Genomic DNA, 25,820 nt, shown 5'->3' with positions numbered 1-25,820 from the left:
TGGCAGTCTAAAAACCCTAAGAATCCGACGTGCGATTAACTTTCACCAGTTAATGGTACGAAGCTCGGTAAAGTTGGCGAAAAGTAGACCTGAGAAGTGGTTAGCGAAGTAGTCTGGGGCCATAAAAATGCTATGCCTAGGATGTCCATAAGGACCGACGAAACCTCGACATAAAAACTCGATAACGCCGTTATATCAAAATCAAGATATTGCGTCTCCATTGGAGATCTCAATCGCAGTAATGATACTGTTTCCTATCAAAACTGTATTTGGCTAGTAAAAGCCATTTGCTCTGCTCCCCCCAATCAAGGGAAAAAGAGCGGTTGACGGGTTAAAGAGGCGGCTAAGGCATTATGTAAGGCTAAGATATGAGGAACAACTGAAGCTCAGTAGAGGATGTTAATGGTGGTGAAACTCAATGACTCTCGAAGGTAGGAAATGACCTTCTAATCTGAGTGGCAGCAGCCCGTAGTAGTGTAGAGACAGGGTAATTCCTGTGGAGCGAAGGGGCATAGTCGGGATAGTAATTAGTTACAGACACGACCTAGCGTTAAGGAAGCCGTTGTGCATAACTGACTAAAGCCAAATGGCAAACTCCAATAAGGGGGTGACGCCAATGGTCCAAAAACTTGACATTCCTAAAACAGAATCTGAATTAAATAAACTTTTGGACAAGTTATACCTTATTAGCAAAGAATACAAAGACTCAAAAAAACACCCATGTTTTAAAGGATTACTAGAAATAATACAATCCGACGAAGTCATTTTAACCGCAATACACAAAATCAAAGCTAATAAGGGTAGCAATACAAAAGGAACAGATGGAGAAACTATTGATGACATCTTACAGGATGGTTATGAATCAGTAATAAGTAGAGTTCGCAAATGCTTTCTTGCGTACAATCCAAAATTACTCAGAAGAGTCCATATTGACAAACAAGTTAGCAAAGATAAGCGACCTTTAGGTATACCCGCGATAATCGATAGAATTATCCAGGAATGTATCAGAATGATTATCGAACCCATTTTAGAAGCCCAGTTTTTTAGTCACTCATATGGATTTCGACCCTACAGAAGTGCTGAACATGCACTATCTAAGGTTACTAACACCGCTTACGACACCAACTACTGCTGGGTGGTCGAAGGAGACATTAAGAAATTCTTTGATAATGTCAACCACACCATCTTAATAAAGAAACTCTACAGTATGGGTATCAGAGATCGGAGAGTCCTAATGATAATTAAAGCAATGCTTCAATGTGGGGTATTGGGAGAAGCAGAGCAGACTACTGTTGGAACACCACAAGGTGGTATCATATCACCGCTTCTTGCAAACGCGTATTTGGATTCATTAGACCATTGGATTACTAGAGAATGGGAAAATAAAGAAACCAAACATGAATATTCAAGATTAGATGGAAAATACAGAGCTCTCAAAAATGCAAGCAACCTAAAACCAGCTCACTTTGTTAGATATGCAGACGATTGGGTTCTTATAACGAATTCAAAAGCGAATGCTATCAAATGGAAACAACGTATCGCCAAACATCTGAAAGAGCAATTAAAACTTGAACTCTCAGAGGAAAAAACCTTGATAACAAACATAAAGAAAAAGGCGATTAAATTTGTAGGTTTCCATTTCAAACAAGTCAAGAATGGAAAAGGTAAGAATGGATGGGTAACAAGAACTGAACCTGACCCTAAAAGGCTTGAAATAAAAATCCAAACAATCCGAAAAAACCTAAAAGCCATTAAGAGAACACACACTGATGGTAAACGGGAAATAACTCACTCTATCAATAAGGTAAATTCTCAAATTAGAGGTGTAATTCAATATTACGAGATCGCAAGCCGTATCTCTAAATCCCTTGAAAAATACGCCAATAACTTAAGAAAAACTGGAATGTACACACTTAGTAGATTCGGAGCAACATGGACTCCGGCAAACGAAACAAACAATCTAATGAGTGTACACGAGAAGTACAAACTAACCATTCCAACTATCGAAATTGACGAAGTTAAAATCGGATTAACAGATTTATATTTCAGTAATTTTAAACAACCGCAAATAAAATCCCAGAAAGAAACTCCATACACACCGGAAGGTCGAATGCTCTACTTCAAGAGATTGAATAAGCGTAAACCAATGGATAGAATGGATGGCTTTTTCTCCGAGAGACTATCTGAAGCGATAGGAACAGGCAGAAAACAAGGCACTTTCTACAACTTCGAATATTATATGAACAGGCCATACACATATAACAGAGATAAAGGGAAATGTAAAATATGCGGGGACAGCGTGAGCCTATTTGAACTAGAAGTTCATCACATTAATCCAAAATTACCTCTAAACGAGGTAAATAAGGTAAGAAATCTCGCGTCACTTCATATGAAATGCCATAAGAAAGTGACTGCAAGAACGTCAGATATAAGTTATCTATCAGATAAAATACAAAAGAAAATAATAAAATTTAGGAAAGCTCTAGGTTAGTTGTAACTAATGAAATGTCCGATGGAACGCCGTATGAGGGGAAACTCTCACGTACGGTGTGAAGCGGGGGAAAATAAGTAATCTGACTGTCTCAATAGGATAAAAGATGAACATCACCTATCGCACCCGAAATGGGTAAATGCTACCCCGAAATCCTAACCAATTACATTGGAAGGACTAGGGATGCATTATATTTTAAAGATGTGTTGCCTATGTTGGTAAGGTTTGGTACTAAAAAGCACATTATTGCTTACGATACCGACGCTCTTTCGAAAGAGGACTCTGTGGATGGTAAGAATCAACAAGTATTTGATCATGTGATTGATTTTGCCAAACAAAGTAAAGCTGCTGGGATTCCCACTTACCTTTGGACTTGGAATGCCAATGATGGTAAAGGGCTTGATGATCTGCTAAAGAATCGTAAACTTCCGATAGAAGTAAACTTATTAACAAAACAACGTCGAGCAGTTACTTTAGAAAACATTAACCAAGTTTGGTAGACATTTTTTGTAATTAAAAAACCCATTTAAAAGGAGAAATGAATAATGTTGAACAGAGTGATTTTAGTAGGTAGGTTAACAAAAGATCCGGAGCTTCGTTATACACCATCAGGAGTTGCAGTAGCAAACTTTACACTAGCGGTTAATCGTACATTTAGTAACCAGAATGGCGAGCGTGATGCTGATTTTATTAATTGTGTGGTATGGAGAAAGCCTGCTGAAAATGTAGCAAACTATCTTAAAAAAGGTAGCCTAGCTGGTGTCGATGGAAGAATCCAGACAAGAAGTTATGATGATAATGAAGGAAAAAAACAGTTTGTTACTGAGGTAGTGGCGGAGAGTGTGCAGTTCTTAGAACCGCGAGGTAATAATAACAACAACACAGCTAATCCAGGATCAAAAAGAGAGCAGTCAAGAGGGAATCAATCAAAGCAGTTTAATGACGATCCATTTTCACAATATGGTTCAAATGATAATCCTTCAGATGATTTACCTTTTTAATCAATGAACTCGTGATAATCAAATTTGCCTTTCCTCCGGCACATAAGAGGCGGTACGTTCTTTTGCCGTCTCAAGGCAAGAGGGCGTGAAGGAGAAAAAATGTTGGCTCGAAACCATTCATTATTTGCTGATAGAATTGAGCAGTTAAGCTTCCATGAAATCTTACGTATATTAGTCAAGGATTACCCTTTAGTTACTAAAAAGATAAATCAATATCGGGTACGTGAACTTGTAAATTTTAGTAAGTTAGACTTTTTATCTCTAGGGTGCAACGAGTACATTGCAGAGCAACTGTTTTGGACTATGCAGTTATGTAAGAAAACTAACGAGAAAGAGGCAGATCAGCCTTTTACCATAACATCTCCAAACGATATCTACGAGTGTTTTAAAGAATTGAGATATCTGCAAGAAGAAAGATTTTGTGTAGCTTTCTTAAATGTTAAAAATCATGTCATTCTAAAAAAGACCATTTCAATAGGTGGCCTCGATTCAACACTTGTTGATACTCGTATTATTCTACGAGAAGCTTTGCGTGTATCAGCTGCAAAAATAGTCGCAGTTCATAACCATCCCAGCGGGATAGCACTTTTTTCGACCAATGATTTGGTTGTAACTAAAAAACTCAAATCAGCTTGCGATGCAGTCGATATTGAATTCTTTGATCATGTGATTATAGGCGACGGTACCTTTTCTTCTCTAATAAATGAGGGTACATTCAACTAATTTATTATTATATAAACCATTTATTATTATTTTGCCTCCCCTTCCGGCATAAAACGAAGTGGCATAGAACTCTTGCTGCTTCGTGGCAGGAGTCTGTGTAGGAGAATATTATGGGAAACATTGATTACTTAAAGCTACGTCAATTTAAACAAAGTGTCTTTTTAGGTTTTTGTGAAAAGAAAGGATACTTATATAAATTGGAAAACAAAATTTATGCTTTAAAATCTGGGAAGTCTAGAATAATTGCAGAAATTTAATAAAAACTCATTTAAAGAGATTAATAAGAACATGTTGAGCGGCATGTTCTTAAACAATAGCGTCTTTTCCTACCACTAGTAGGGAAGGCGCTATTTTTCATTTAAAACAAAGGAGCATCTATATGACACACACATTCAAACAATCAGATTTTGAAAGAATGACTTATACCTTATTACATCCCCTCTCTACTAAACCACCGCAAAGTTTTGAAGACTCATTTGAATTTGGCTGGTTAAGAGGGGTGGCGTTTCAAGGCGAATCCTTACTGATCGGTCGTTGGTCTAAATGGCTATCAATTATTGATCGTGGAGAGCTACTAGAATCAGATATAATTCCTTCCATTTCCTTTGGTGAAGGGATTATTAAACCTGTACAAAAGATGTTAGACGAATGTTTAGAAATCATCTATCAAGATGGGAGACGCATGGAGCAATTATTAGATTGGATTGGTTACAGCCTGGGAATTGGCTGGTTTGAAAAACCTTCGCTTTCTAATAAAGCTTGGAGGCGTCTTTATGAAACATTTAATATTAATCTATTTTGGGAGTATCCTTGTGATGTTTTATCTCAATTCACTCAAATGAATGGTGTAGGAGGAGTTTTAGATTATTTCCCAACCCCTATGACAGTGACCAAGGCTATGAATCTTATGATTAGCCCGAAGCGGACTGATAGTGTCTATGAACCGTGTTTAGGGGCTGCTGCCATGTTATTACCTACGAACTCACTAAACTTAACTGGGACAGAATTAAACCTGACATTGATTAAGGCCTCTTGCATACAGGCATTTTTATACCTTCCATGGTTGTTATACTGCCCTGTTCCGATAATGAATTTACATGCCAATAAAGAAGAGCAGCGGATGGAAAAATTCTTTGTCTTTAATAGTGATACTCGAATATTTTGTGGTGATAGTCTAATGGGGGAATTTGTGGCTCCTGAGAAGATTTTTCAGAAAAGCGAGGAGAGGGTAGATGTCTTTATTAGACCCTATGATTTACGCAAGAATGAAGCTATACAATATCAGGATCAATTAGAGAATTGGTCCAATTTAGATAGAGAAACACGATTCAAAATTGTTGCAGCTCAATCAAAAGAATTTGGCTTTGATGTTACATTATCAAATCCACCTTTTAGCGTTAAACTTGGAAAAGAGTACAAGGATCGGATTATCAAGTTAGATAAAAGCAATGAAGAGTTCTTGAAAACCTTTCAAGTAAAACAACCTCAAATCGAGGACATATTGCAAGAAACATTAAGTAAAAAGCAATATGTACAAACAAGCTTATTCTAAAGCTTTCAAAATAACCACTACCTTGCAAAGCAAGTAGTGGTTATTTTTTTATGGTAATTGGATTACACTAAAAAAACCTATTGCGCGATTGCTGCGCAATAGGTTTATACAGAATACTTCTTGCCATTAATTCTTAAAGTGAAATCGGGTTTCATTCGTCTTCCATAGATGACAAATTCCCGCTCACGTGTAGCCGAAAGTTCCTGACCACTTTGATTCTTATAATAATTTTCTCTAATTTGATTAAGAAAATTGTCAATTTCTTTCTTTATTTGGTTGGCTTCTCTAATAGTGTCTGCTTCGTTAAGTTTGCTCCGAAGTTTGTGTAGATGGTCTTTTTCCTCACTCGTCATTATGTCTCGAAGTGTTGGTTTGTTGTTATGTGTCATTGAGACACCCTCCTATTGACCTTTTCTAAATTGTACCATGTTTTTTAAAGCTCATCATCTAATTTGTCATCAATGGTATTTTGATGTTTTGATACTAAATCCTTCTTCTTAAGTTCAAGGTGGGTTAATATTCCTTCACCAATAATTGCACCTACGAGGGTTCTGAGTAAGAATACATCAAGTTCTGTATAGTGAATGGGTGCAATAACTGTAATCATAAGAATCGCACCAAACATACCTGTCACCATATCGAAAATAAACCCTAAATAGAATGAGTTTTGTTTATTCTTGGGCTTTTTGATTTCCTTATTATTTCTAATCATATGAAAGATTAGTCCTAAAAAGGCCCCAATTAAACCAGCATAAATAATATTCATAATGTTTTCACCTCCATAAAAAAAACGCCTATTTAAGACGTGTTTGGCCAAAAAAAGGCACAAAAAATCATCTCAAATAGACGTTTGGTTCGTTAGAATGTTAATTCCGCTTGGAATTAATTAAATAAAAAATAAAAGTAATATATTCAATAGTATACATTATTTGAAAAAGAAAATCTTTACCCACAGTAATTTATTTTGGGCGTGGGTAGAAGCACGCGGTTCTCATCTTACGATAGTTTTGGTATAATAAAGATATATTTTCCTTTATTAATCATTCTATTACGTCACCATGCGGTAGACGATCCTTATCATTAAACGCTTTATAAAAGCGACCTAATCCTACTGGAAAACTGATTTTTTTCAGGGGTATTTGGCGTTTTTATAAGGCGTTTTTTAATGTCTTTACACCAAAAAACAAATATAAAAGGAGAATGAACATGATTGAGCGATCAGGTTTAGTACAGGTCATTGAAGGTGACCGCATTTTTTACAAGTATTTTAGAGGCGGAGAAGTTTTAGCGAAGTGTGAGCTGAAAGACGGCTCTTTCCGAAACATTTCAATGCTTCCGGTTATTGCAGAGCTAGAGGGTAGTATGACTGGGGTAGAGGAGTTGCTAGAGATTCTATCATTGAAAGTGAAAGGTCCTATGTTAATTCATATCCCCTTTTGCTACTCAAATATGAGAGGTTTAGGGTTCATTGAGCTTCATTCCGGTTTATTATTACATGACCCTTTTGATCTTGTAAGCGTTGGAGGTGTTTCGGTTGTTTCCTAAAGAGCAAACAACGAGTTCACCTCATAAGTCTTATACAGCCGATGTGTGGAGTTACTCAAGGTTAACTTCCTTTGAGCGATGTCAAAGAAGTTTTTACCACAAGTATGTAGAGGGTAGACCCACACCATCGTCAGCACCTATGATGACAGGGAAAATTTTTCACTTGGCTATTCAGTTAATGATTACGGAGGGGTACTCACCAGATGAAGCGATAAGTTATGCCGTATATCAGGAGGGAGAATTACCTCATGGAGAAAAGCAAACATTTATTGAGTGGATGCTGTATCGAGTATATGACATTTTACCGAAGGATTCTTATGTAGATGTCACCTCTGAATTACATTTAGAGGTTAAAACAGCTAAAGGGTTAGTACAAGGATACTTAGATATTATTATAGATGATCCCCGTACAAACACTACTGAGATTTGGGACTTTAAGACAGGTTGGACAACCACTAAAGCCGAAAAAAGTCGTCAGTTGAAAGTATATGCTTATCTATTTCATCAAATGCGAAGAGGAATGGGAGGAAAGAATTTCATTGGGAAACTTATCTTTCCTCGTATAAAGGAAGAGAAAGAAATGATTTCATCTTTAGTGATCACTCAAGATGATATGACTGAAGCAAAAGAATGGTTGGAAGATACGATAACCACTATTGAAATGAAAAATGCCCTAAACCGCTTAGACTGGGAAAAGACTAAAGAACGTTCAAACTGTCAGACATGTCCTTTTGTATCGCTTTGTGCAGGTGATTATATACACGATCTTCCTTCAGATGGTATACCAAAAGATTCTTTAGAAGCAGAACTAATTGGTTCCTTTATATTGGAGCAGGAGCAAGTCCTAAGAAATCTCAAAAGTGGCCTGAAAAAGTGGGTAAAAGCAGAGGGGAATATCACTGTAGGAAACGGGCAATGGTTTATGAATGAATCTGTTCCAAAACCCAAAGTGGATGTGGAAAAGCTAGCAATCTATGCGGAAAATTATGATTTAAATTTAATGGAGGTAATAAAACCAGATACGCAGTCGGTGGAAAAATGGTTGAAAGAAGATGAGAACGGAGATCTTGAAGCCATTGTTACCTGGACTAAGCCTAGAGAAACATTAACCTTTAAATAAGGAGGGCTATGAATGAAAGCAATATGTACAGACTCAGAAGGTAGTTTACAACTTATAGAGGGGAAAGAATATTTTATCTTTCCGCATGGTGATGATCATGTATACGTTTCTAAGTTTGATAATAAGTCCTCCCATTTTGGTGCTTATCGAAAAGAGTTATTCAAGGTGACTGATCGCAAGGATACAACGGCCTCGTACCCTACTAGTGAAGAATTAGGATTAAAAAAGGGCGTTATATATAAAGTGCGAAAGGTTCCTGGAGTAAAAGCCTTATCATTAACTGAGGAAATTCACTATGCAAAATGTAGAAAGACACATGCTTTGGTGTATCGTGATCGCGATTGCACTAGATTATGCGGACAATATCCGTTAGTATGGCTTTCCGATTATGAGGAGTTATATGATAATGAGCCAGAGCCAGTTATAGAAGAAACGCCAGAGGTGCTTATTGAAACTAAAAAAGAGTGGATACAGACCACCTTGTTCTAAAGATGAAGGATAAGATTGAATATGCTGCTTAAGTATCAAGCAGTCTCCTTAAAGAAGAACAGGTTTAAACATTTGAATAGAATTTTTAAAACAACAGGAGCACAATGGTGTCTCCTGTTGTTTTTTTAGGAGGAAAACAATTGAATAGTAAACAACTACAAGCAGAAGAGGATTTTCGCATCCTTGAAGAAATGGAAACAGGGGAGTTTTGGATGAGGTTCAATATGCTTAAAGATCATATTAGAGAACAATATCTACAAGATGAGAAAGACTGGTTGATTGGCTTTAGTGGTGGAAAAGATTCCTCTTTACTTCTTCGCCTAGTATGGGAAGTCTTAATAGATCTGAAACCACATCAACACAATAAAACCATTCACGTAATAAGTTCAGATACCAAAGTTGAAAGTCATAAGATGACCAGTTATCTAAAGAGAAGCCTGAATGCAATTGCTAAGAACGGATCACCTCTTGGGATTAAGGCACATTTGGTACAACCGACATATAAACAGTCATTTTTTTGGAATGTAATTGGTAGGGGAGTCATAGCACCTTACGGAGGATACCCATTTCAATGGTGTACAAAAAAAATGAAAATTGACCCAATGAATGAGAAAATCCATGAGATTATCTCGGCTCAACCATTCACTTTTAATAATACCCAGCACCAAGCTACATTATTGCTTGGGGTAAGGGAGGGTGAATCAATTAAAAGAGCGAAGTCTATTAAGAAGTTTCAAACAGAAGGGAAATTTGCTCAGCATTCAGATTTTAAGGAGCTGCGTGTCTATCATCCTATTAAAGAGGTGATTGAGTCTGATTTATGGGCCTATTTACAATATGAAAGTCCTTTACTTCCTTGGGGTATCCCCGTAATGGAATTAGTGGAATTGTATGTTGATGGTTCTGAAGAATGCCCATTATATACATCGAAGGATCAACTAAAAGATTCTAAAAGTTGCGGATCTAAAAATAGCCGTAGTGGTTGCTGGACATGTCTTTATGCAGGCAGAAATGACAAAATGATTGAAGGTCTTATTAAAACTGGCCATAAAGAAATGGCATATTTAGCTGAATGGAAAGCATTCCTATTTGATGTCACTAATGACGTTCGTTATCGCGAGCCTCTAAGGAGAGCTGCTGTAAAGAGAAAATTAGAGACCTTAAGAAATCCATCTAATGAAACAAGCTTGTTAGATTTCGGTTTAAGTAAAGACGACCAGTACTATAGAAATTATGAACGAGCGCATCGAGGGAATTACGAACCCGGCGGATTTAACATCAACCTCCGGGTACAACTTTTAGAAAAATTGCTGTTTGCTCAACAAGAATGTGGATATCAGCTGATTGAAGAAGAAGAAGTTGAAGCAATTCTAAGTTCCTGGAAGGAAGAAGGTTATGATATAAGTAACTCAATGATTAAACCTCGGAATCATCAATATGATGGTGCAGTTGTATTAAGAGAAGATTGGTCAGTTAATGTATCAAAAACGACCAATTCAAACCCTATTTTCTATATCGAAGTTCCATTTAAATATGGTGATAGTAAGATTGTAGAATACATTAAAGAACGTCAGACTAAAACGAGGAGAAGCATCTTCTGTTATTTTGATAATAAGGCATACAAAGATCAAAATATTGTATATAATACGGCAACCTTTATTGTATGCGATCCCAATATTCATAATGTAAAAGAAGCAAATGAATATGTAGTTAGGTGGTTATTTATTGAGTCACCACTCTCTAAAGCACCCTATCAGATGGTGGGTCAGAGTAAACAAGCAGCAATAGACTACTTATTGGTATCAGTTGTTGATGAGATTATGGAGAAGAATACGGAGCAAATAGATTATTTTCCACCTTATGAAGTGGATCTATCACTAGTCTCAAGTGGAGAATCTATACCGCTGTTTTAATCAAAATTTTAGAGACAAACTCCCGCCAAGCGTGAGTTTGTCTTCAGATTTATGATATAATAACCTTATATTCATTTATTAATTGTTTAGTTACCTTTTCCATGCGGAAAAGTAATATTTTTAAATCAAAGCGCTTGATCCAAGCGAAACGCCACCTTTAGGTGAAACCTCTTTTCTTAGAGGTGAGTTTCTTTGGATGAGGCGCTTTTTTTGCGTTTCTACACCAACTTAACATGCTGCGTCATGTAACTCGTAAGTGTCTAGGACTTATGAGTATTTAGTTTTTCATTAAAACCATTTAAAAGGAGAGGGCACCATGGAACAAACAAATCTATTTGATTTTATTAATGAGGAGTACCCAGTGAATGTATTTGCGAGAAAACCTCAAAACATTAAGGTAGCTCGCACTGAAAAGCAACAAAATAACCGAGTTTCTTATGATGTTGGTGACCTTGTTGGAGGGTCTAGAAAAGAGCAACATCAGCTTCGTGAACGATTTGAGCAGCGACCTAGTTTAGAGATTTTAAATATACTTGAAAAAGAATCTCCACTATTGGCAGAACAAGCAGTTACGAAATCGGTCCTTCTTTCATTTAGCTTAGAAAAAGAAAAAGAAGAGGGAACTGAGCCACAAGTAGCAATGATAAAAAAACTTCTACTGCAGCGGATAAATGCTAGCCCTAAGAACCAATCTGAAGAAAGCCGGCAACAATTTACTAGAGCTCTTTTGGAAGTGCAAAAACACTTGAATACTGTGAGGAATTTGAATGAATTAAAGGATTTTCATAATGAGTGGACTCCTCGACTACGAGCAGAGCGTGGAGGAATGGAAGCAGCTACCCGTTACGTAGATTTTGCAGAGAAAGAATACACCCTCGCTTTAGCAGGGGGGCAAGAAGATAGGGTCCAAAAAGCTAGCAGTAATTTACAGCAAGCTAAGAAGCAGATGGAGTTTACTGAAGTAGTATTGCAGAAACCTCTTACTATCTTAGGCGAAAAGTTTACTAACTACTTCTTAAAGTATGATAGTCGTAAACAGTCCCTAAATAAGGTTTTTACTAGTTACACTACCTGGGATGATGTTTTAACTCCATCTACTTCAAAAAAGACTAAGAAGAGATCCGAAAAGTGGAAAAGGCAGATCCCGGATATAATTGAGAGAAAAGGTGGTCGTACACCAAATTTCACTAAACCAGAAGGGTTAATAAAAAATTTTGGTTTTAGATCAGTAGAATACGGCCATTACGTCTCTGATAAAAAAGCTAGTGAACATTTATGCTTGTCTGCAGAAAGCTTTTTTGATCTTGCTGATATATTGAAAATCAAGGATGATAAATTATCATTAAATGGTCGTTTGAGTATGGCATTTGGTGCAAGGGGATCAGGGAATGCCCTTGGTCATTATGAACCTTTAGCTAAAATCATTAATTTAACACGAGATAAAGGTGTGTTAGCCATTTTAGCACATGAGTACGCTCATGCTTTGGACCATTTTATTTATGATGCTTCCCATTCGTTTAAGCCTGAATCACTTGGGTATGCATCAGAAAATACATTAGGATCAGCTTGCTCATTTGAAGTAGAACAAGCGCGGCAGGCACTTGTAAAACAAATGTTTTCTGGTGAAACAGTAGAATACATCGAGAATAAAAATGAAGATGGGATCACGTACCGACTACCAAATGCTTGGAAGGAAGCTTATACGCAAAGTGGAGACCTAAAGTTTGTACTCTCTATCGTAGATGACGACCTACGTCGCCGGTATGACATCTCAAAAGGTGATAAGTTGATTCTGATGGAAGGTAATAATTATGCAACAAAACGACGCAACCAGCAGATTCGTGCTTATAAACGAAATCGGCTAACGGCAGCTCAAGCGGTAGCCTGGTATCATCAAGCGCAAACTAAACAACGCGTTGAAACAATTCCTTATCCAGTATTTCGAAGTAATTATTTTCAGCACTCTATTTCTATGGATAAAGGAAAAATAGGTAAATATTGGTCATCCGGTAGAGAAATGTTTGCACGAGCATTTGAAAGTTATATCCAAGATCGCCTTCAAGAGATTGGACGTAAGAATGACTATCTTGTTTCAGGTACTCGCGTAAATGATCCTGTGTTCCCACAAGAATTAGAGAGAAAACAGATAAATGAAGCGATGGATGTGTATATTAAACTTCTAACAAAAGAATTCTTTGTATAAACTTAGAACAGAATGGGGTATTTTTATGAGAACAATTCGATTTAAAGATATAGCAGATTTTATGGAGCGAACGACTGGAGAAGCAGCAGTTTCACTATCTATGCCACCCATTAATAATGAAGTGGGGGCATATAGAATTAGATGCTTTATAGAATTACTTTTAACTCGTATGGAAAAAAGAAAAGTAAATACTAACAACGTTTGGATGGAAATTAAAGAAATTAAGAAAGTAGATCAAACGTTTCTTGTAACCATTTTATTTGACCGTTTAAAAAGTCCCTTAGTATTAAAAGTTCCTGAAAATATCACCTATGGGTCTATCTCGTATATTACAAAAAATTTAAGAGAATTAGATTCACAATTAGAAGGGATATTAATGGACTGGTTTATCGAAACAAAACAGGGATGGATTGAGGGCAATATAATGGACCTATCTGCTTTTCAAATGAATAATAAAGCAGTATAATAAATATAACTTAATTAACGGAATGTTAGATCATGAGAAGCACTCATATGTCCTTTTATGGATATATGGGTGCTTTTTTATTTATTAGGAGGTATCGTTTTTGGGTAGATTAATTAATACCGTCAAACACTTAATTAATTTAGGTGTAACTACTGATATAGAAGTAGCTTCTTATTACTTAGATTTGAGTGTCAGAAAAGAAAATGATCTTTATTATGATTTGAAATTAATTATTAGGGATCTAGAAAATCTAAAACCGTTCGGTCTATCTAGAGATCTTAAAGCGCTGCTTGAAATTTACAAAGCTAATCAGTTTGAAAAAAACAAAAATAAACCCCTCAATGAGTGAGCGCTCATTGAGGGGTCAGTGAGCTTGCGCTCTACACCAAAAAAACCATTTAAAAAGAACAACTTAGTAATAAGTTGTAGCCTTATTATAACTTTGTTTAAAGAATAACGTCAACAATGGAGGTGAACGAAATGACTAAAGGATTCCTGAGTGTACTTTTACTCCTTACTATTACGCTCTTATCTTTTTTGCTATTTTCAGAGGGATTAATGAACAATTGGAACAATATAGCCATATTTTTTACATTTAGTTTTTGGTTAGTATCATTAGGTTCATTATTTACCATTTTAGCTATTGATGCGGCTTTGAAATAAAGTAACGATGTTTATAAAAAAGTTGCGATATTTTGAATAAAATCACGAAAAAGATGCGATGAAATACTTTGGTATACTTATTGTAAATACTGAAATAACAAAACTTTATTTCCAAGTCAACGAGGTTTGGAATTACCATATAACATCTTTGATCAGGCAGCATCAAACGTAGGAGCTGTAAATTGTTACAAATTCCTAGCCTTCTGCTCTTTATTGGTCTAAGATTGATTTTTATTTCTCACCAAAATTGAACTCTAAAGAACTTAAAATATATTTTTATTGACTTGAAACTAGTACCACAAATTACACTTAAGAAGTTCACTGGTCGGCGTGACAAAAAGTAGTTTCTCTTTAAAATGGCGTTACGACCAGTGTCCATTACCTATAAGTATTTACTGGTGGTATTGGAAAAATGAATGAACTACAAATATATTAATGGCTACAAAACAATAATGCGCCTTATTCTTTAAAACTAAAAGTAGTAGATATTTCCAGATTATTACATTAATTGTGGATTCCTCTTGTGGAGAAAGAAATAGAAATTGCAACTCTTCGTAAATAATTTAAGTATTGAATAAACCATTTTATATACTGCCCCCAAAAACATGATGTTTTTTACAATTAATTAACAAATTACCTATTGATGTGGTACCCGTTCCATACTGTAGGATGTAAAAGTAAATAAATTACAAATATGAAAATTACTTTTTGGGGGGATTTACAAATGCAGCAAAATTCGTCATTTATTAGTCCAGCATATCTTGAAACAAATGGTGTTATGAAAATTGCTAATATATCTTATAAAAACAACCGATGGGAAAATTTCGATATCGCCAAAGAGGGTATCTTTAAAAAATCTGGTTCGTATTTAGTTCCTTCCCTTCCCGTAGAATTCCATTGTCACGGGATTGGGGATTATGACTTCAGTAATTTAGATGAACTCGATATTGAAAAAATAAATTCATTAGCAGAAAAAGAAGGCATTTTCTGTATTCCTTCCATCTTTCTTCCGCACAACCAATTAGATCAATTTGTATGTTTTATGCGAACTTTCCATGATCAAAAGAAAACAGGTCTGTATCCCAATATTTTAGGGATATCATTAGAAGGACCATTATTAGCAAGTTTTGCAGGCACACCAGAAAAAGGTAACTGGGCTCCTACAAAAGAAGAATGGAACAAGATTGCATCTTGTGGAGAGTACGGACTTATTTATACTGTGCTTTCTCCAGATGCCATGACTGAGAAGTCTTATTTAAAAAAATTCATAACCAAAGATCATCCAAGCCTAGAATGGATCGTGGATACCCTTGTAGAAGCTGGTATTAAACCCGCCTTAGGTCATTTTCAAAAAGCATATCCAGAAGAAACTTCAAAGCTCATTATGCAAGTGATACAAATAGCACAAAAGCGTAGTAATTATACTGGACCAGATGCAGTCTTAACTGACCACTTATTCAATGATATGCCTAACAATTTTAGACACAGTTGGAGAACCCCTGAGGAAAGAAAAATCAGAATAGAAGGGCTGAATAATGTTCAGCTTAATCAATGGAATCTAGATAATATAAACAAACTGGTTGGACAAGTCCCAGGTACTCTAATTAGAGGAGCTGCAGAAGGACTATTAACAATCTGTATGAATTTTGATAGTGAGCATGTTGACTTGGAAATTGCTCGAAGGGTTGTTGAACTAGTTGGTTCTAAGGGGATTATTGCAATGACAGACCGCATCGATACAGACACAATGTGTGGGCAACCATTGGAAAAAATTGAGGGGAACAATTTGTGGTACCAGGGAAAAGGATACGTAGCAGCAGGCTCATATACAATTGATAGACTCATGCATAATATTCGTGCCATTGGTTTTAATGGAAAGACGATATGGGATATGACTTCTTTTGTGCCTCTTAGATCTTGTAACTACCTGTCTACACTCGAAAATTTATCCTTTAAACCTTTCAGTTATATGGATGAAACGAAAAACAGACTACATTTTAAAGCCTACGTACCAGAATTAGTAATGGCTTAGACATAAAAATAAAAGAGCTGATTTCCAAAAAGTAAAATAACTTTTTGGGTCAGTCTCTTTTTTATGCTGAATTTCTTTTAATAAGTTGCAATTCTAATGTGGTAAAAGAAGGAACATCCTGGTTATGAATAATGCTGTATAACAAGCTGGCTGCGTTCTCACCAATTTCCTTAATTGGTTGGTTAATTGTTGTTAGCTCCACTCCCTTAGAAATCGGTTGATTATCAAACCCTACAATAGCTAATTCTTCAGGGATCATGATTCCTTGTTTTTTTGTTTCAAAGATAATTCCAGCTGCCACTTGGTCACTTCCTACAACCATTGCAGTAGGACGAGATGGTTGTTCAAGAATTTTTTTTGCAACCTCAAACCCATCTTCAATCGTATATTGCTTTTCAAAGTACCAATAATCTATCCATTTTAAACTGTATTCTCTTTGAAGCTTAAAAAAAGCTTTCTTTCTACTGATCCCTACGCCACTTCTAGGGTTTCCTATACATAAACCTATTTTTTGATGTCCCTGAGCTTTCAAGTAATCCACTGTCATCTGGATCCCATATTCATGATTAACAAATACTTTGGGAACCTTACTACTTTCTGAATACTCACAAGAAACGATTTTTCCATAAGAGGAAAGTTCGTCGATTACACTGGTGTCACTCACACATGACCCTAAAATAAGGCCATCAATCATTTTGTATTTTAACAGGTCAAAAAACTGTAACTCTTTTTCAGGATCATTATTAGACTGATGAACAAGTAAACTATAATTATACTTATTGCATTCGTTGCCAATTCCTTCTATAAGATTACTGAAAAATGGATGATTAATTTTCGGTACGATAACCCCAATTACATTTGTCTTTCCTTTGGATAGGTTTCTCGCGTTTAAGTTTGGTACATAATTTAGTTCCTTTATGGCCTTTAACACAGCATCTCGTTTTTCTGGTTTTACATAGGGATGATTATTGAGAACTCGGGATACAGTTGTGCGGGATACATTTGCCCTTTTTGCTATTTCTGTTAATTTACTCATCTACATTTCTCCTTACTATAAAATAACGTGGCATTCCTACCTTATGCAAGAACTGATCAAAAAAACCTACGAGTAACCCAAGGCACAGTACCACTATGAATGTTCCAATTCCAACAGGTCCTTTCCATACAATTGCCAAGAGAAAAGCGATTGCTTCGCCTATGGTTTTCGTGATATTGATTCCCCATCCTGTACGTTCAGTGAGGGCTAACATTAATTCGTCGTTTGGAACAGTTGGAAAGGATGCCCGTAAGTAGATAGCTATTCCGGAAGCCAATATACATAACCCTCCAAAAAACAAACTCCATCGAAAAAATAAAATGTCAATCTCCATGAAGCTAAGGATCTTTAAATTTAAAAGGTCCACAAAAGCCCCGATAATTAAGATAGGAATTACTCCAGCTACGTTCGGAATACTTCTTTTTATCAAGCTATTAATTAGAATTAGGATTGTGCCAATAATAAAAACCCATGATCCAATCGTCAATCCAATTCTCTTTGATAATGCCACATTTAATGCATCCCATGGAGCTATTCCCACATTGGATTTTATCATACACACTATACCTAAGGATAAGATGAAAAGCCCAGTAATATAGATTACACATCTATAAAAGAAGTTGTTGTTCATCTTTACACACTTTCAGTGAGATCGTTACTTTCCGTCTCATTCTCTTGTATATAGTGGCAAAAAGCATACGACACACCACATTCACGATTTGATAAAGTCTTAAAGGTAGATATTCGGATCAGCTCTTCAGCTGAATTTCCCATAGCAATTCCTACTCCAGCTACTTTGAACATAGGCATGTCATTTAGATTGTCTCCAATTACGATAGCATTCTTCACTGTCGTTTTATAATATTCGCAAATTTTTTGTAAGGCTATTCCCTTGTCGACTCCTATACTCATAATTTCTAGATTAAATGCTCCTGAACTTGAAACAACACAACCATCAAGTTGGTTAAAATATTCTTTTGCCATCCTTAGTTTACTAATATCTGGGCAAACAACCATAAATTTAATAATGGAATCATAATCTGTAGATTGAATCATACCACTAACTTCTTGTAAGCCATACTGGTATATTTGAGCTCTAATTGACTCCCAAAAACCATCTTTATTAAAACTAGCATCTTGATTTACTACATCATGTAATTGCTTCTGTAGATGTTTGATTCCCTGATCTGATACAACAATTTTATCGGATAGGTATACTTGATAATACATATTTTCTTTATTCATCCACTGAATTATAGGTTGAATGAAATCTTGATTCATAAATCGTTCGTGTATTTTTTTATTTCCTACATAAATTTGTGCCCCGTTTGATGCAATTATAGGACAACTCAACATATATTTTTTCATTATATACTGAGCATCAAACAAAGCCCTTCCTGTTGCAATTAATACAATATAATTCTTCTGTTGTGCTTGTTTTATAGCGTTTAAATCATCTTGATAAATCGATAAGTTCTCTGATAAAAGTGTACCATCTAAGTCGATCGCTATTACCTTCACATTATTTACCCCATTTCATTTATTTTAAAGTTCAAGGCAATTATAAAGTGTGGTACGCGTTTCATAGCAATTCTTATTTTGATTAGTTTTCTAAATTGATTCTCTAGAATATACCCATTTGATTTACAATACGCAAAACCACCTCTTAATTAAGGATGGCTCTAGTTTATGATAATGTTAATACACTATTAACAAAGTTAATTACTAATTGAATCAAAATGGATTCCGGTCTTATAAATATGTAGGTTTTATAAAAAAGATTGATCATTTCTGTTATAGAGAAAAGATAAAAGAATCGCCCTCATTATTAGGGCGATTCTTTTTATATTTTCCTTTTAAAAGGAATTACATTTGTTTGAAGTTGATTAATTTTTTCAATTGGAACTTCGTATACTTTATTTCCCGCTACATGAAATCGTTCGGTTTCAGGTGGATAGGGAAATGGAGCAATATTATAATGGTTGATAGGTTTAGGGTTATCCGGTACCGGTTGGCCTCTTAATTGATACTCCCTTCTCCCTCTGTTTTCCATCTCTGTTTTCCATGCAGCGATAATTAATCTCCCTTGTTCGGTATGTTGATTTAGTGATGTCCAAGCTATACGGGGGTCCTTTTCTCCTAGCTGTTGCAAGATTTCATGATCGACAAGCTCCCAAGAACTATGATGTATTAGTGTTTTAGTTAAAAATACGATCAATATAAACGAGTATGCAGCAAATGGGACAACAAATTGACCAAGTCCTTCATACCAAAAAGTTAATGGTTTTAATGAAATTAAGTAAGCTGTAAGGCTTAATAGTAAGAATGGTGGGAGATAGTATTTAGCTAAAGTAAATAAACCCACCACTCTAATAAAAGATATTCTATTCTTTGGATCATAAGATGAGAAATTTTTAGTGCTATAAACTTTATCTCTAAATGAGTTTACTACTTTTTGGTAGAAACTGTCGAAAACTCTTGCCTGTATATTATTGTTAATGCTTTCTAGTGGTGTTAACATATAAGTATAGTGAATAGGCGAAATATAAGGAGTGCAAGACCATCTGTCTACATCATAGAAAAAGCGTTTTTCTCTCAACATTTCTGTAAATTTTAAAACTTTAGTTTTGCCCTTTAAAGATAGGGTATATATGAATAGGGCTATGATCACCCAGTTTATCCAAGTATATATATAAATAAATGTTCTCAAACTGTATTCTTTATAGACTTGAAAAGCAGAATAGTCCGTTAACCATTCAACGAAAAATGTGCCAACTCCAATAAGGAGCACATATTTTGCAAATTTTAATAGTGTATTAATCATTCGTTAAGACACCCCCATAATAGTATGCAATGCTGGTGCTTTCATCTTATGTTTAGCAATATATGTTTGCAAATTTTGGAGAGTTTGTAATTTAAATAATTAGAGGTGAACTAGATGTCTTCAACTGTTCAAAATGAAAAGAAATACTGGCTGGTTCTTTATAATAAAACCAATGGAAACGTAGAAAGTGCTATATTTAAGCACATAAATGATGGCAGAGATCCCATTAATGATTTTGAGCAGCTTAATCCTTCTTATATGGTAATTGATAGTGGAGAAGGGGAGACACTCCCTGGTCCTGTACAGGGCTTTCCAAGAATAAATTAATCTTCCAATACATCAAGTTCTTGCTTGATGTATTTTTTTATTTTAGTTGCCATGTTATAATTAATGTATTCTATTATTTATTTTCCTTATTTTACGTATCTCAAGCGAGATTCGTTTTTGATTAATCAACACACTTTACCAAAGTGATTAGTATGTCGTTTTTGACAGAAACCTAATCTTTTTGGTGAGGTGTGTTTTTTTTTGCACCAATTAAAAAGGAGGATTATTAGAAACAATTTGAGAGGTTTATATTTCTTTTTGAACAAACCATTTTTTTATTAAAATATTCTGGAGGAATGAAAATGAATGCACTTATTAAACAATCGTTAAGAAGTTCTGTACAACAATTTATGGACGCTATACTTGAGAATCGTGAGATTGACTCGCATGTATATGACTTTCTGATGGAGTGGGGCGACCTTATAAAAATGGATCCCACAAGCCATGTTATCCAACTTATAGCGGAGTTAATGAGAGAGGAGTTTCGCGAATTAGATATGTTTCGTGAAACCCTTTTTGAGTTTTCAGGAAAGAAACGCATGGTTATTTCAACAGTAATTGATGATCCTTACGTAGCAACGTGTTTAAATGCACACATAGCTAAAATTTTATGGTCTGTGAAGGCAGATTATAAAAAGAGAGGAATACTCTAATGGGTCAGTTAGAAAAAGCAAAAAAATTTATGGCCAATGAAGAAGAGTATTGTTCTGATGAGTTAGGGGCAAGTCTACTGTTAGAATTAGTTCATAATACGCCAGTAACTACTGTTGGCGGAGTTAAAGAATTTTTAAAACTAATTCCATTTGATGCCTATGATATTGCTGCACATCACGTTCTTCGTCTCCCTACTTTTGAAGAGGATGATGACTATGATCAAATTGAATTCGAGCGAGCTGCTTACTTTAGGAACCTTTTACAAGATATTTATAGTAGAGAGAAATTCAAAAGCGAATTCGTAGATATTATTCGAAAGAAAAGATCAAAATTCATTTAAAAAGGAGTCTCCTATGCAGATGCTAAGCTTTGAGGCACAGTACGATTATCTAGTAGCCATCGATAATTTGAAAATAATAAGTGTTTTATTAGAACAAGGGTATGAAATAGATGATTCTATTGAATTCTTTTCATTTGGTCCTCATTGGGAGGAAAGAATCTACACAATCAACCGATTACTTATGATACGTAGCGGTGCTAGACTAGATATTATAAATGAAGCAGATATTGAAGAGATGTTAGAGATGGAGATCGTCCATCCAACTATACTGCAACTCGGACTAGAACAAGCTAAGGATATAATCCTATCAAGTCTTATGGATTACTATCAGTGTGAAATGGGGGAAATCGAAACGACAGTGTTTGTTAGGGATGGTAAATTGCTATTAGGGTTAACTTCCGTTGCTTATACCGCTACAACATCGGAGCTGTTCTTTGATTTAGTTCAAGCCTTAGATGTAATTAAAAACAAAACAGAGAAAGAGTAAAAACATGATCATACCTATTGGTGGTCATGTTTTTTCTCATCTAAAGGAGATTAAAGATATGAATAACAAACATGGGGTTAACTTTTATATAGAAGATAATAAGCCAGTACAATATAAAGAGTATATCAATGGTCTCGTAGCCAAAGAGAAGTATGTCCCAACGGACACTTTTATCATGTTTTCTTTACATATGATGAAAGATGAAGAACTCATTTGGTATTTATTAAATAACATTGAAAATTACTCAGAAGTATTCGAGGAAGTACTTAAAGGGCTATACAAGCACAACAAGTTTGATGCCTTGAATCAATTCATGAGTTTTTTAAGTGATAAAATGAACGAAAAGCATCCAGAGTTTGTCCAAACTTTTTTCACAAGCATGGCCAAACATATTAAATTGCAAAATTCTACTCCAAATGAACTTACACAACAGCTAAATGCTATTACGCAAAAAGTAGAGCAAATTAATTATGCAGAAGCTGCGGTCTTTAACAAGCTATTCTATGCTTTAATTAATAAGCTCAATCTAAATGAAAAAGCATCGGTGCCAACGACTATTTATGTTTTACGTAAGGTAATGGAAAGTGATTATCTCCGTGAAAAAAACAGTAATGAAATTAAGGCTATCTTTGAAACCATTTTAACTAACTGTGATAATGACTGGGTAGATAAGGCGATCATGAGAAGACGACCTAAAGCAAGTAAGGTTCAGACGCCTATGCTACCGCCTGGGACAATTCACTATAAGCAAACATTAGCAGATCATCATGTTGTTATAATGGAAGTCCCTAAGCAACTAAGAAATGTTAGATTAGGGAAGATAGAGGTTGGAGAAGTTGGTCATCCTAAACTTGTTGTGATATTTACATTAAACAAAGAACTGACCATTATTGATATGAGAGTAGCGGCCGTGCCAAACGTACCAGTCGATTTTGATACCCCACTTTTTAAATTCCCTTACAATAACGTCTTTCGAGATTGTGGTGTTTGTTGGCCTGACAAGAATATGACTCTTAAATCATTAGTACACTTACCTATGGTAATAGACTTATTTTTTAACTCTCCCTATTCACAGGACATATTAGGGACGCATAGAGTTGAAGATTTCATAAATAAGGAATTCGACGATAAGCAATTAGTGCCTAATGAGTTAACGCTTAAAAACATTTAATTTAAAACGGTTCTCCTCTTAAAAGGAGAGCCGTTTTTTTTATTTTATATTTGAACTTATGTGAGTATATAGTAGGAATTGGAAATTTTAATGTTAAAATTAAAGTAGTATTTGCAAATAATGGAGTTGATAAAGATAGTAAATTTTTTGTATTTTATTATAATGACTATATATATATGTTTGCTTTTGTGTATTTGGCAATTAAAAAATGTACCAAATGGCAATTAAATATGCATGCCACTTGTCACTTCAAATTATTGATGCAATAAAGACTCTTTATAACGAAAACTATCTCCTTTAAAAACAAGTAAATGAGAATGGTGAATCAGGCGGTCAATGACAGCTTCTGTTAGAATCGGGTCGCCAAAAACATGATTCCATTGACCGAATTGAAGATTGGTTGTAATCACTATACTTCGGTTTTCATAACACATAGAAATCACTTGAAATAAAAGCTCTGCTCCTTCTTTGTTTAACGGAATATAGCCGAGCTCATCAAGTATTAAAAGGTCTAGCTTTTCGATTTGTTTCATCAGCTTTGGTAGAGTGTTTTTCTGGTTTGCTTCAATTAGTTTATTAACCAAGCCTGCCACTGTATAGAACTTTACCTGGCTGCCAAATCTATGTATGGCATTTAAGGATAGTAATGTTGCCAAATAAGTCTTTCCTGTACCGACACCACCGTATAAAATAAGGTTTTCCCTCTCCTTAATAAAGTCACCATTAATGACAGCTGTACGTTCAATTCCTTGTGGAATTTGTATATGTTCCCATTGGAAAGGAGTAGAACCTGTCTTCGGTAGCTGAGCTTGACTTAGTAATAAATTAACTTTTCTTTCTTCCCGATTTTGGACTTCCTTTTCAAAAAGCTTTAATAGGTACTCTTCATTTGTTTCTGCTTCTATTTGATTAAAATTCTCTCTAATCCAACTTAACTTTAGTCGCTTTGCGTAGGCTTGTATTTGCTCGTTCATTCACTCGTACCCCCTTGAAAAAAAGCATCGTAATGAGAAAGCCCACGAGTTGCGCTAGGTACTGTTGGAACATTAAGACGAGGAGTAATCGCCTCATAAGATGTACCTTGATTTAGTAGAGAATAGAAACAATGCTTGATTTGATCCGCACTAGGATGACCATGTGAAGAAGCTAACTCTAATGCCTCATTCAATAAAGTAAAATCATCATTTTTTAAGAGCGTAGCTAAAAGACGTAAAACTTCTTTCTGCTCTTCTTCTGTACAATCTCTTAAAAAGTTGGACCATTCAAGGGGAAATTGGTCATATAAACTAGAATATTTAATTGCCTTTGGACGTTTTGATAGTAAGTGTAAATATGGTTGCCAGTTCATCGACCTTCTTTTTACTCCATATAAACGAGAATGCTTTACAATAACCTGACGTTCTTCGTTCAATACAATAATAGAGTTATAGGTTACACAAATATTTATGCGCTGCTTGGCAAATCTAGGCGACGTTGAATATTCCTTGTTATCGATGTTTATAATCCCGTATTTATCTGCCTTCACTTCCTGATAACGCACACATTCAAACTTCTTCTCAGGAAGGATAAGCCATTCCTTTTTGTCTTCCTTATATAACTCTGATTGAAGCGTTTCTTTTAAGTAGTGTGGACGATTTCGGTCTTCCTCTGCGCATTGCCAAAGTGTTTCATTAAATTGGTCGAGATCCACTATGGTGCACTCGGGTAAGAAGAAGTTATTTCGAACATATTTCACCATTGCTTCAACGTGTCCTTTTTCATTCCCCTTCCCAGGATTACAAAATTCGTAACTGAACCCATAGTGTAAGACAAAACGTTCAAATGTATCAGTGAGTTCACGTTCACCCTTACCTTTTATCTTTTTCACGGCGGGGGATAAGTTATCGAATCGTATCGTTGTCGGCACACCACCCATATAGTGAAACATACGTTGTAGACCCTCTAGTAAACACTCAGTGTTTTCCGAAGGAAATACCTGAAACAGGAATGAATTACTGTACGGAAATGACATCACTAAATACGGTAGGTCTATTATCTCTGATTCATATAAGAAGGGTGCTGTACCAAAATCAACTTGTGCTGTTCCTGGTATGGATTCAAGAGGTAATGAAGCTCCTTCTATATATTCTTTTAGCTCTTTCTTCCTTCTTGAAACATAGTCACGAACTGTACGTGCAGAACCTTCGAAGCTATGAAACTTAACTAACTGCTCGTACATTCTTTTGGCAGTTCTATGATTCTTCTTTTTCTTTTTTAAGTCTTCTCGAATCCACTTATCTAAAATAGGCTTCACTGGATCCATCACTCTAGAGCTTCTTTTCTGTGGTTTTTTTACTGGAAACTCTTCTTGATTCGCATACTTAGAAACTGTACGAGGATCCAGTTCCATCTTTCTTGCCACACTGGAATAAGTTCCACCTTTTTGATTCACTTCATGTCTGATATAATCAATTTGTGCCACTGCTAACATCTCCTAATAGCCTCCTGTTAAACGTTGTTGGTCCAACGAGGAGTTTAAAGTTATTATGAGAAGTTGACAAGTGGCTTTTTTAATTTGTGTAGGGCCCTCCGGGCCCTACACAAATTAACTGCCATTTCCTACATATTTAGTTTGCCATAAACAGCTTTTGTTTGGACTGGTCCAATCGAAGAAACACTCTTTTATTGCAGGGATCTATTCTTTTCTCCTTTTGATCATTAACCAACTTTATCTGTTGGTTTCTCCCATTGTTACGAATAGTATTATAGATTATTTTACGTTAAACAATACCGAAACATGGGCA

General features: G+C 35.5%; 27 protein-coding genes. 19 read left to right on the top strand and 8 right to left on the bottom strand.

Going from position 1 to position 25,820, the window contains the following annotated elements:
* The first annotated feature begins 616 nt into the window (after positions 1-616).
* The 6 genes from ltrA to BPOF4_RS20010 all read left to right on the top strand — a co-directional run bounded on the left by ltrA (position 617) and on the right by BPOF4_RS20010 (position 5,767).
* Positions 617-2,491, top strand: coding sequence for a group II intron reverse transcriptase/maturase (ltrA, locus tag BPOF4_RS20030; protein WP_012961077.1), 1,875 nt, complete (start codon positions 617-619; stop codon positions 2,489-2,491).
* A gap of 212 nt (positions 2,492-2,703) precedes the next feature.
* Positions 2,704-2,991, top strand: a complete 288-nt coding sequence (locus tag BPOF4_RS20025; protein ID WP_012961076.1) for a hypothetical protein — start codon at positions 2,704-2,706, stop codon at positions 2,989-2,991.
* Between the two features lie 45 nt (positions 2,992-3,036).
* On the top strand, positions 3,037-3,492 hold the full coding sequence (gene ssb, locus BPOF4_RS20020) for a single-stranded DNA-binding protein (protein WP_012961075.1): 456 nt from the start codon (positions 3,037-3,039) through the stop codon (positions 3,490-3,492).
* A gap of 99 nt (positions 3,493-3,591) precedes the next feature.
* Entirely contained in the window at positions 3,592-4,215 is a 624-nt protein-coding gene (locus BPOF4_RS20015) for a JAB domain-containing protein (RefSeq protein WP_049779960.1), read from the top strand.
* Positions 4,216-4,325: 110 nt separating this feature from the next.
* Entirely contained in the window at positions 4,326-4,472 is a 147-nt protein-coding gene (locus BPOF4_RS22320) for a hypothetical protein (protein ID WP_012961073.1), read from the top strand.
* A gap of 122 nt (positions 4,473-4,594) precedes the next feature.
* Entirely contained in the window at positions 4,595-5,767 is a 1,173-nt protein-coding gene (locus BPOF4_RS20010) for a DNA methyltransferase family protein (protein ID WP_012961072.1), read from the top strand.
* A gap of 104 nt (positions 5,768-5,871) precedes the next feature.
* On the opposite strand, the gene BPOF4_RS20005 is transcribed toward BPOF4_RS20010, so the two are convergent.
* The gene (locus BPOF4_RS20005) at positions 5,872-6,156 is read right to left on the bottom strand and encodes a hypothetical protein (RefSeq protein WP_012961071.1); all 285 of its coding nucleotides are present in this window, start codon (positions 6,154-6,156) and stop codon (positions 5,872-5,874) included.
* Between the two features lie 44 nt (positions 6,157-6,200).
* The gene (locus BPOF4_RS20000; RefSeq protein ID WP_012961070.1) at positions 6,201-6,533 is read right to left on the bottom strand and encodes a DUF4257 domain-containing protein; all 333 of its coding nucleotides are present in this window, start codon (positions 6,531-6,533) and stop codon (positions 6,201-6,203) included.
* A 440-nt stretch (positions 6,534-6,973) separates the two neighbouring features.
* Between BPOF4_RS20000 and BPOF4_RS19995 the strand changes: the two genes are divergently transcribed.
* The 8 genes from BPOF4_RS19995 to BPOF4_RS19955 all read left to right on the top strand — a co-directional run bounded on the left by BPOF4_RS19995 (position 6,974) and on the right by BPOF4_RS19955 (position 16,198).
* Positions 6,974-7,312: a hypothetical protein gene (locus BPOF4_RS19995; RefSeq protein ID WP_012961069.1), complete on the top strand. Its 339-nt coding sequence runs from the start codon at positions 6,974-6,976 to the stop codon at positions 7,310-7,312.
* Complete coding sequence (locus BPOF4_RS19990; protein WP_337999217.1) at positions 7,293-8,432, top strand: RecB family exonuclease; 1,140 nt, start codon at positions 7,293-7,295, stop codon at positions 8,430-8,432. The genes BPOF4_RS19995 and BPOF4_RS19990 overlap by 20 nt, the downstream gene beginning before the upstream one ends.
* A gap of 12 nt (positions 8,433-8,444) precedes the next feature.
* Positions 8,445-8,921 carry a hypothetical protein gene (locus BPOF4_RS19985; protein ID WP_012961067.1) on the top strand — a complete coding sequence of 159 codons (477 nt, stop codon included), beginning with the start codon at positions 8,445-8,447 and terminating at the stop codon, positions 8,919-8,921.
* A gap of 140 nt (positions 8,922-9,061) precedes the next feature.
* Positions 9,062-10,834, top strand: a complete 1,773-nt coding sequence (locus BPOF4_RS19980; RefSeq protein WP_012961066.1) for a phosphoadenosine phosphosulfate reductase domain-containing protein — start codon at positions 9,062-9,064, stop codon at positions 10,832-10,834.
* 361 nt (positions 10,835-11,195) lie between these two features.
* Positions 11,196-13,037, top strand: coding sequence for an LPD1 domain-containing protein (locus BPOF4_RS19975; RefSeq protein ID WP_148229614.1), 1,842 nt, complete (start codon positions 11,196-11,198; stop codon positions 13,035-13,037).
* Positions 13,038-13,062: 25 nt separating this feature from the next.
* Positions 13,063-13,503 (top strand): hypothetical protein, encoded by a 441-nt coding sequence (locus tag BPOF4_RS19970; RefSeq protein WP_012961064.1) that lies wholly within the window; start codon positions 13,063-13,065, stop codon positions 13,501-13,503.
* Positions 13,504-13,603: 100 nt separating this feature from the next.
* Positions 13,604-13,852: a hypothetical protein gene (locus BPOF4_RS19965; RefSeq protein ID WP_012961063.1), complete on the top strand. Its 249-nt coding sequence runs from the start codon at positions 13,604-13,606 to the stop codon at positions 13,850-13,852.
* 1,038 nt (positions 13,853-14,890) lie between these two features.
* Positions 14,891-16,198, top strand: coding sequence for an amidohydrolase family protein (locus tag BPOF4_RS19955; protein WP_012961061.1), 1,308 nt, complete (start codon positions 14,891-14,893; stop codon positions 16,196-16,198).
* 61 nt (positions 16,199-16,259) lie between these two features.
* Here the strand turns inward: BPOF4_RS19955 and BPOF4_RS19950 are convergent, their stop codons facing one another.
* The 4 genes from BPOF4_RS19950 to BPOF4_RS19935 all read right to left on the bottom strand — a co-directional run bounded on the left by BPOF4_RS19950 (position 16,260) and on the right by BPOF4_RS19935 (position 20,058).
* Positions 16,260-17,234 (bottom strand): LacI family DNA-binding transcriptional regulator, encoded by a 975-nt coding sequence (locus tag BPOF4_RS19950; RefSeq protein WP_012961060.1) that lies wholly within the window; start codon positions 17,232-17,234, stop codon positions 16,260-16,262.
* Complete coding sequence (locus BPOF4_RS19945) at positions 17,227-17,865, bottom strand: YczE/YyaS/YitT family protein (RefSeq protein ID WP_041823152.1); 639 nt, start codon at positions 17,863-17,865, stop codon at positions 17,227-17,229. The genes BPOF4_RS19950 and BPOF4_RS19945 overlap by 8 nt, the downstream gene beginning before the upstream one ends.
* 2 nt (positions 17,866-17,867) lie before the next feature.
* Positions 17,868-18,755 (bottom strand): Cof-type HAD-IIB family hydrolase, encoded by an 888-nt coding sequence (locus tag BPOF4_RS19940; protein WP_012961058.1) that lies wholly within the window; start codon positions 18,753-18,755, stop codon positions 17,868-17,870.
* A gap of 322 nt (positions 18,756-19,077) precedes the next feature.
* Positions 19,078-20,058 (bottom strand): hypothetical protein, encoded by a 981-nt coding sequence (locus tag BPOF4_RS19935; protein WP_012961057.1) that lies wholly within the window; start codon positions 20,056-20,058, stop codon positions 19,078-19,080.
* A gap of 114 nt (positions 20,059-20,172) precedes the next feature.
* Between BPOF4_RS19935 and BPOF4_RS19930 the strand changes: the two genes are divergently transcribed.
* The 5 genes from BPOF4_RS19930 (at position 20,173) to BPOF4_RS19910 (ending at position 23,037) form a co-directional block, all read left to right on the top strand.
* Positions 20,173-20,385, top strand: a complete 213-nt coding sequence (locus BPOF4_RS19930; protein ID WP_012961056.1) for a hypothetical protein — start codon at positions 20,173-20,175, stop codon at positions 20,383-20,385.
* A 302-nt stretch (positions 20,386-20,687) separates the two neighbouring features.
* Complete coding sequence (locus tag BPOF4_RS19925; protein ID WP_012961055.1) at positions 20,688-21,038, top strand: hypothetical protein; 351 nt, start codon at positions 20,688-20,690, stop codon at positions 21,036-21,038.
* Complete coding sequence (locus BPOF4_RS19920; protein ID WP_012961054.1) at positions 21,038-21,379, top strand: hypothetical protein; 342 nt, start codon at positions 21,038-21,040, stop codon at positions 21,377-21,379. The genes BPOF4_RS19925 and BPOF4_RS19920 overlap by 1 nt, the downstream gene beginning before the upstream one ends.
* 13 nt (positions 21,380-21,392) lie before the next feature.
* Entirely contained in the window at positions 21,393-21,866 is a 474-nt protein-coding gene (locus BPOF4_RS19915; protein WP_041823151.1) for a hypothetical protein, read from the top strand.
* A 58-nt stretch (positions 21,867-21,924) separates the two neighbouring features.
* Entirely contained in the window at positions 21,925-23,037 is a 1,113-nt protein-coding gene (locus tag BPOF4_RS19910; RefSeq protein ID WP_012961052.1) for a hypothetical protein, read from the top strand.
* A 254-nt stretch (positions 23,038-23,291) separates the two neighbouring features.
* Here BPOF4_RS19910 and istB read toward each other — a convergent pair whose 3' ends face one another.
* Both istB and istA read right to left on the bottom strand, forming a co-directional pair.
* A complete protein-coding gene (gene istB / locus BPOF4_RS19900; RefSeq protein WP_003320558.1) occupies positions 23,292-24,011 on the bottom strand; it encodes an IS21-like element helper ATPase IstB in 720 nt (239 codons plus the stop codon).
* Positions 24,008-25,507 carry an IS21 family transposase gene (gene istA, locus BPOF4_RS19895; RefSeq protein ID WP_012961019.1) on the bottom strand — a complete coding sequence of 500 codons (1,500 nt, stop codon included), beginning with the start codon at positions 25,505-25,507 and terminating at the stop codon, positions 24,008-24,010. The genes istB and istA overlap by 4 nt, the downstream gene beginning before the upstream one ends.
* Positions 25,508-25,820 lie beyond the last annotated feature (313 nt).

The organism is Alkalihalophilus pseudofirmus OF4 (assembly GCF_000005825.2).
In the GTDB taxonomy this organism is placed as follows: domain Bacteria; phylum Bacillota; class Bacilli; order Bacillales; family Bacillaceae_D; genus Alkalihalophilus; species Alkalihalophilus pseudofirmus.
This window is presented reverse-complemented; position numbering and strand designations above follow the sequence as displayed.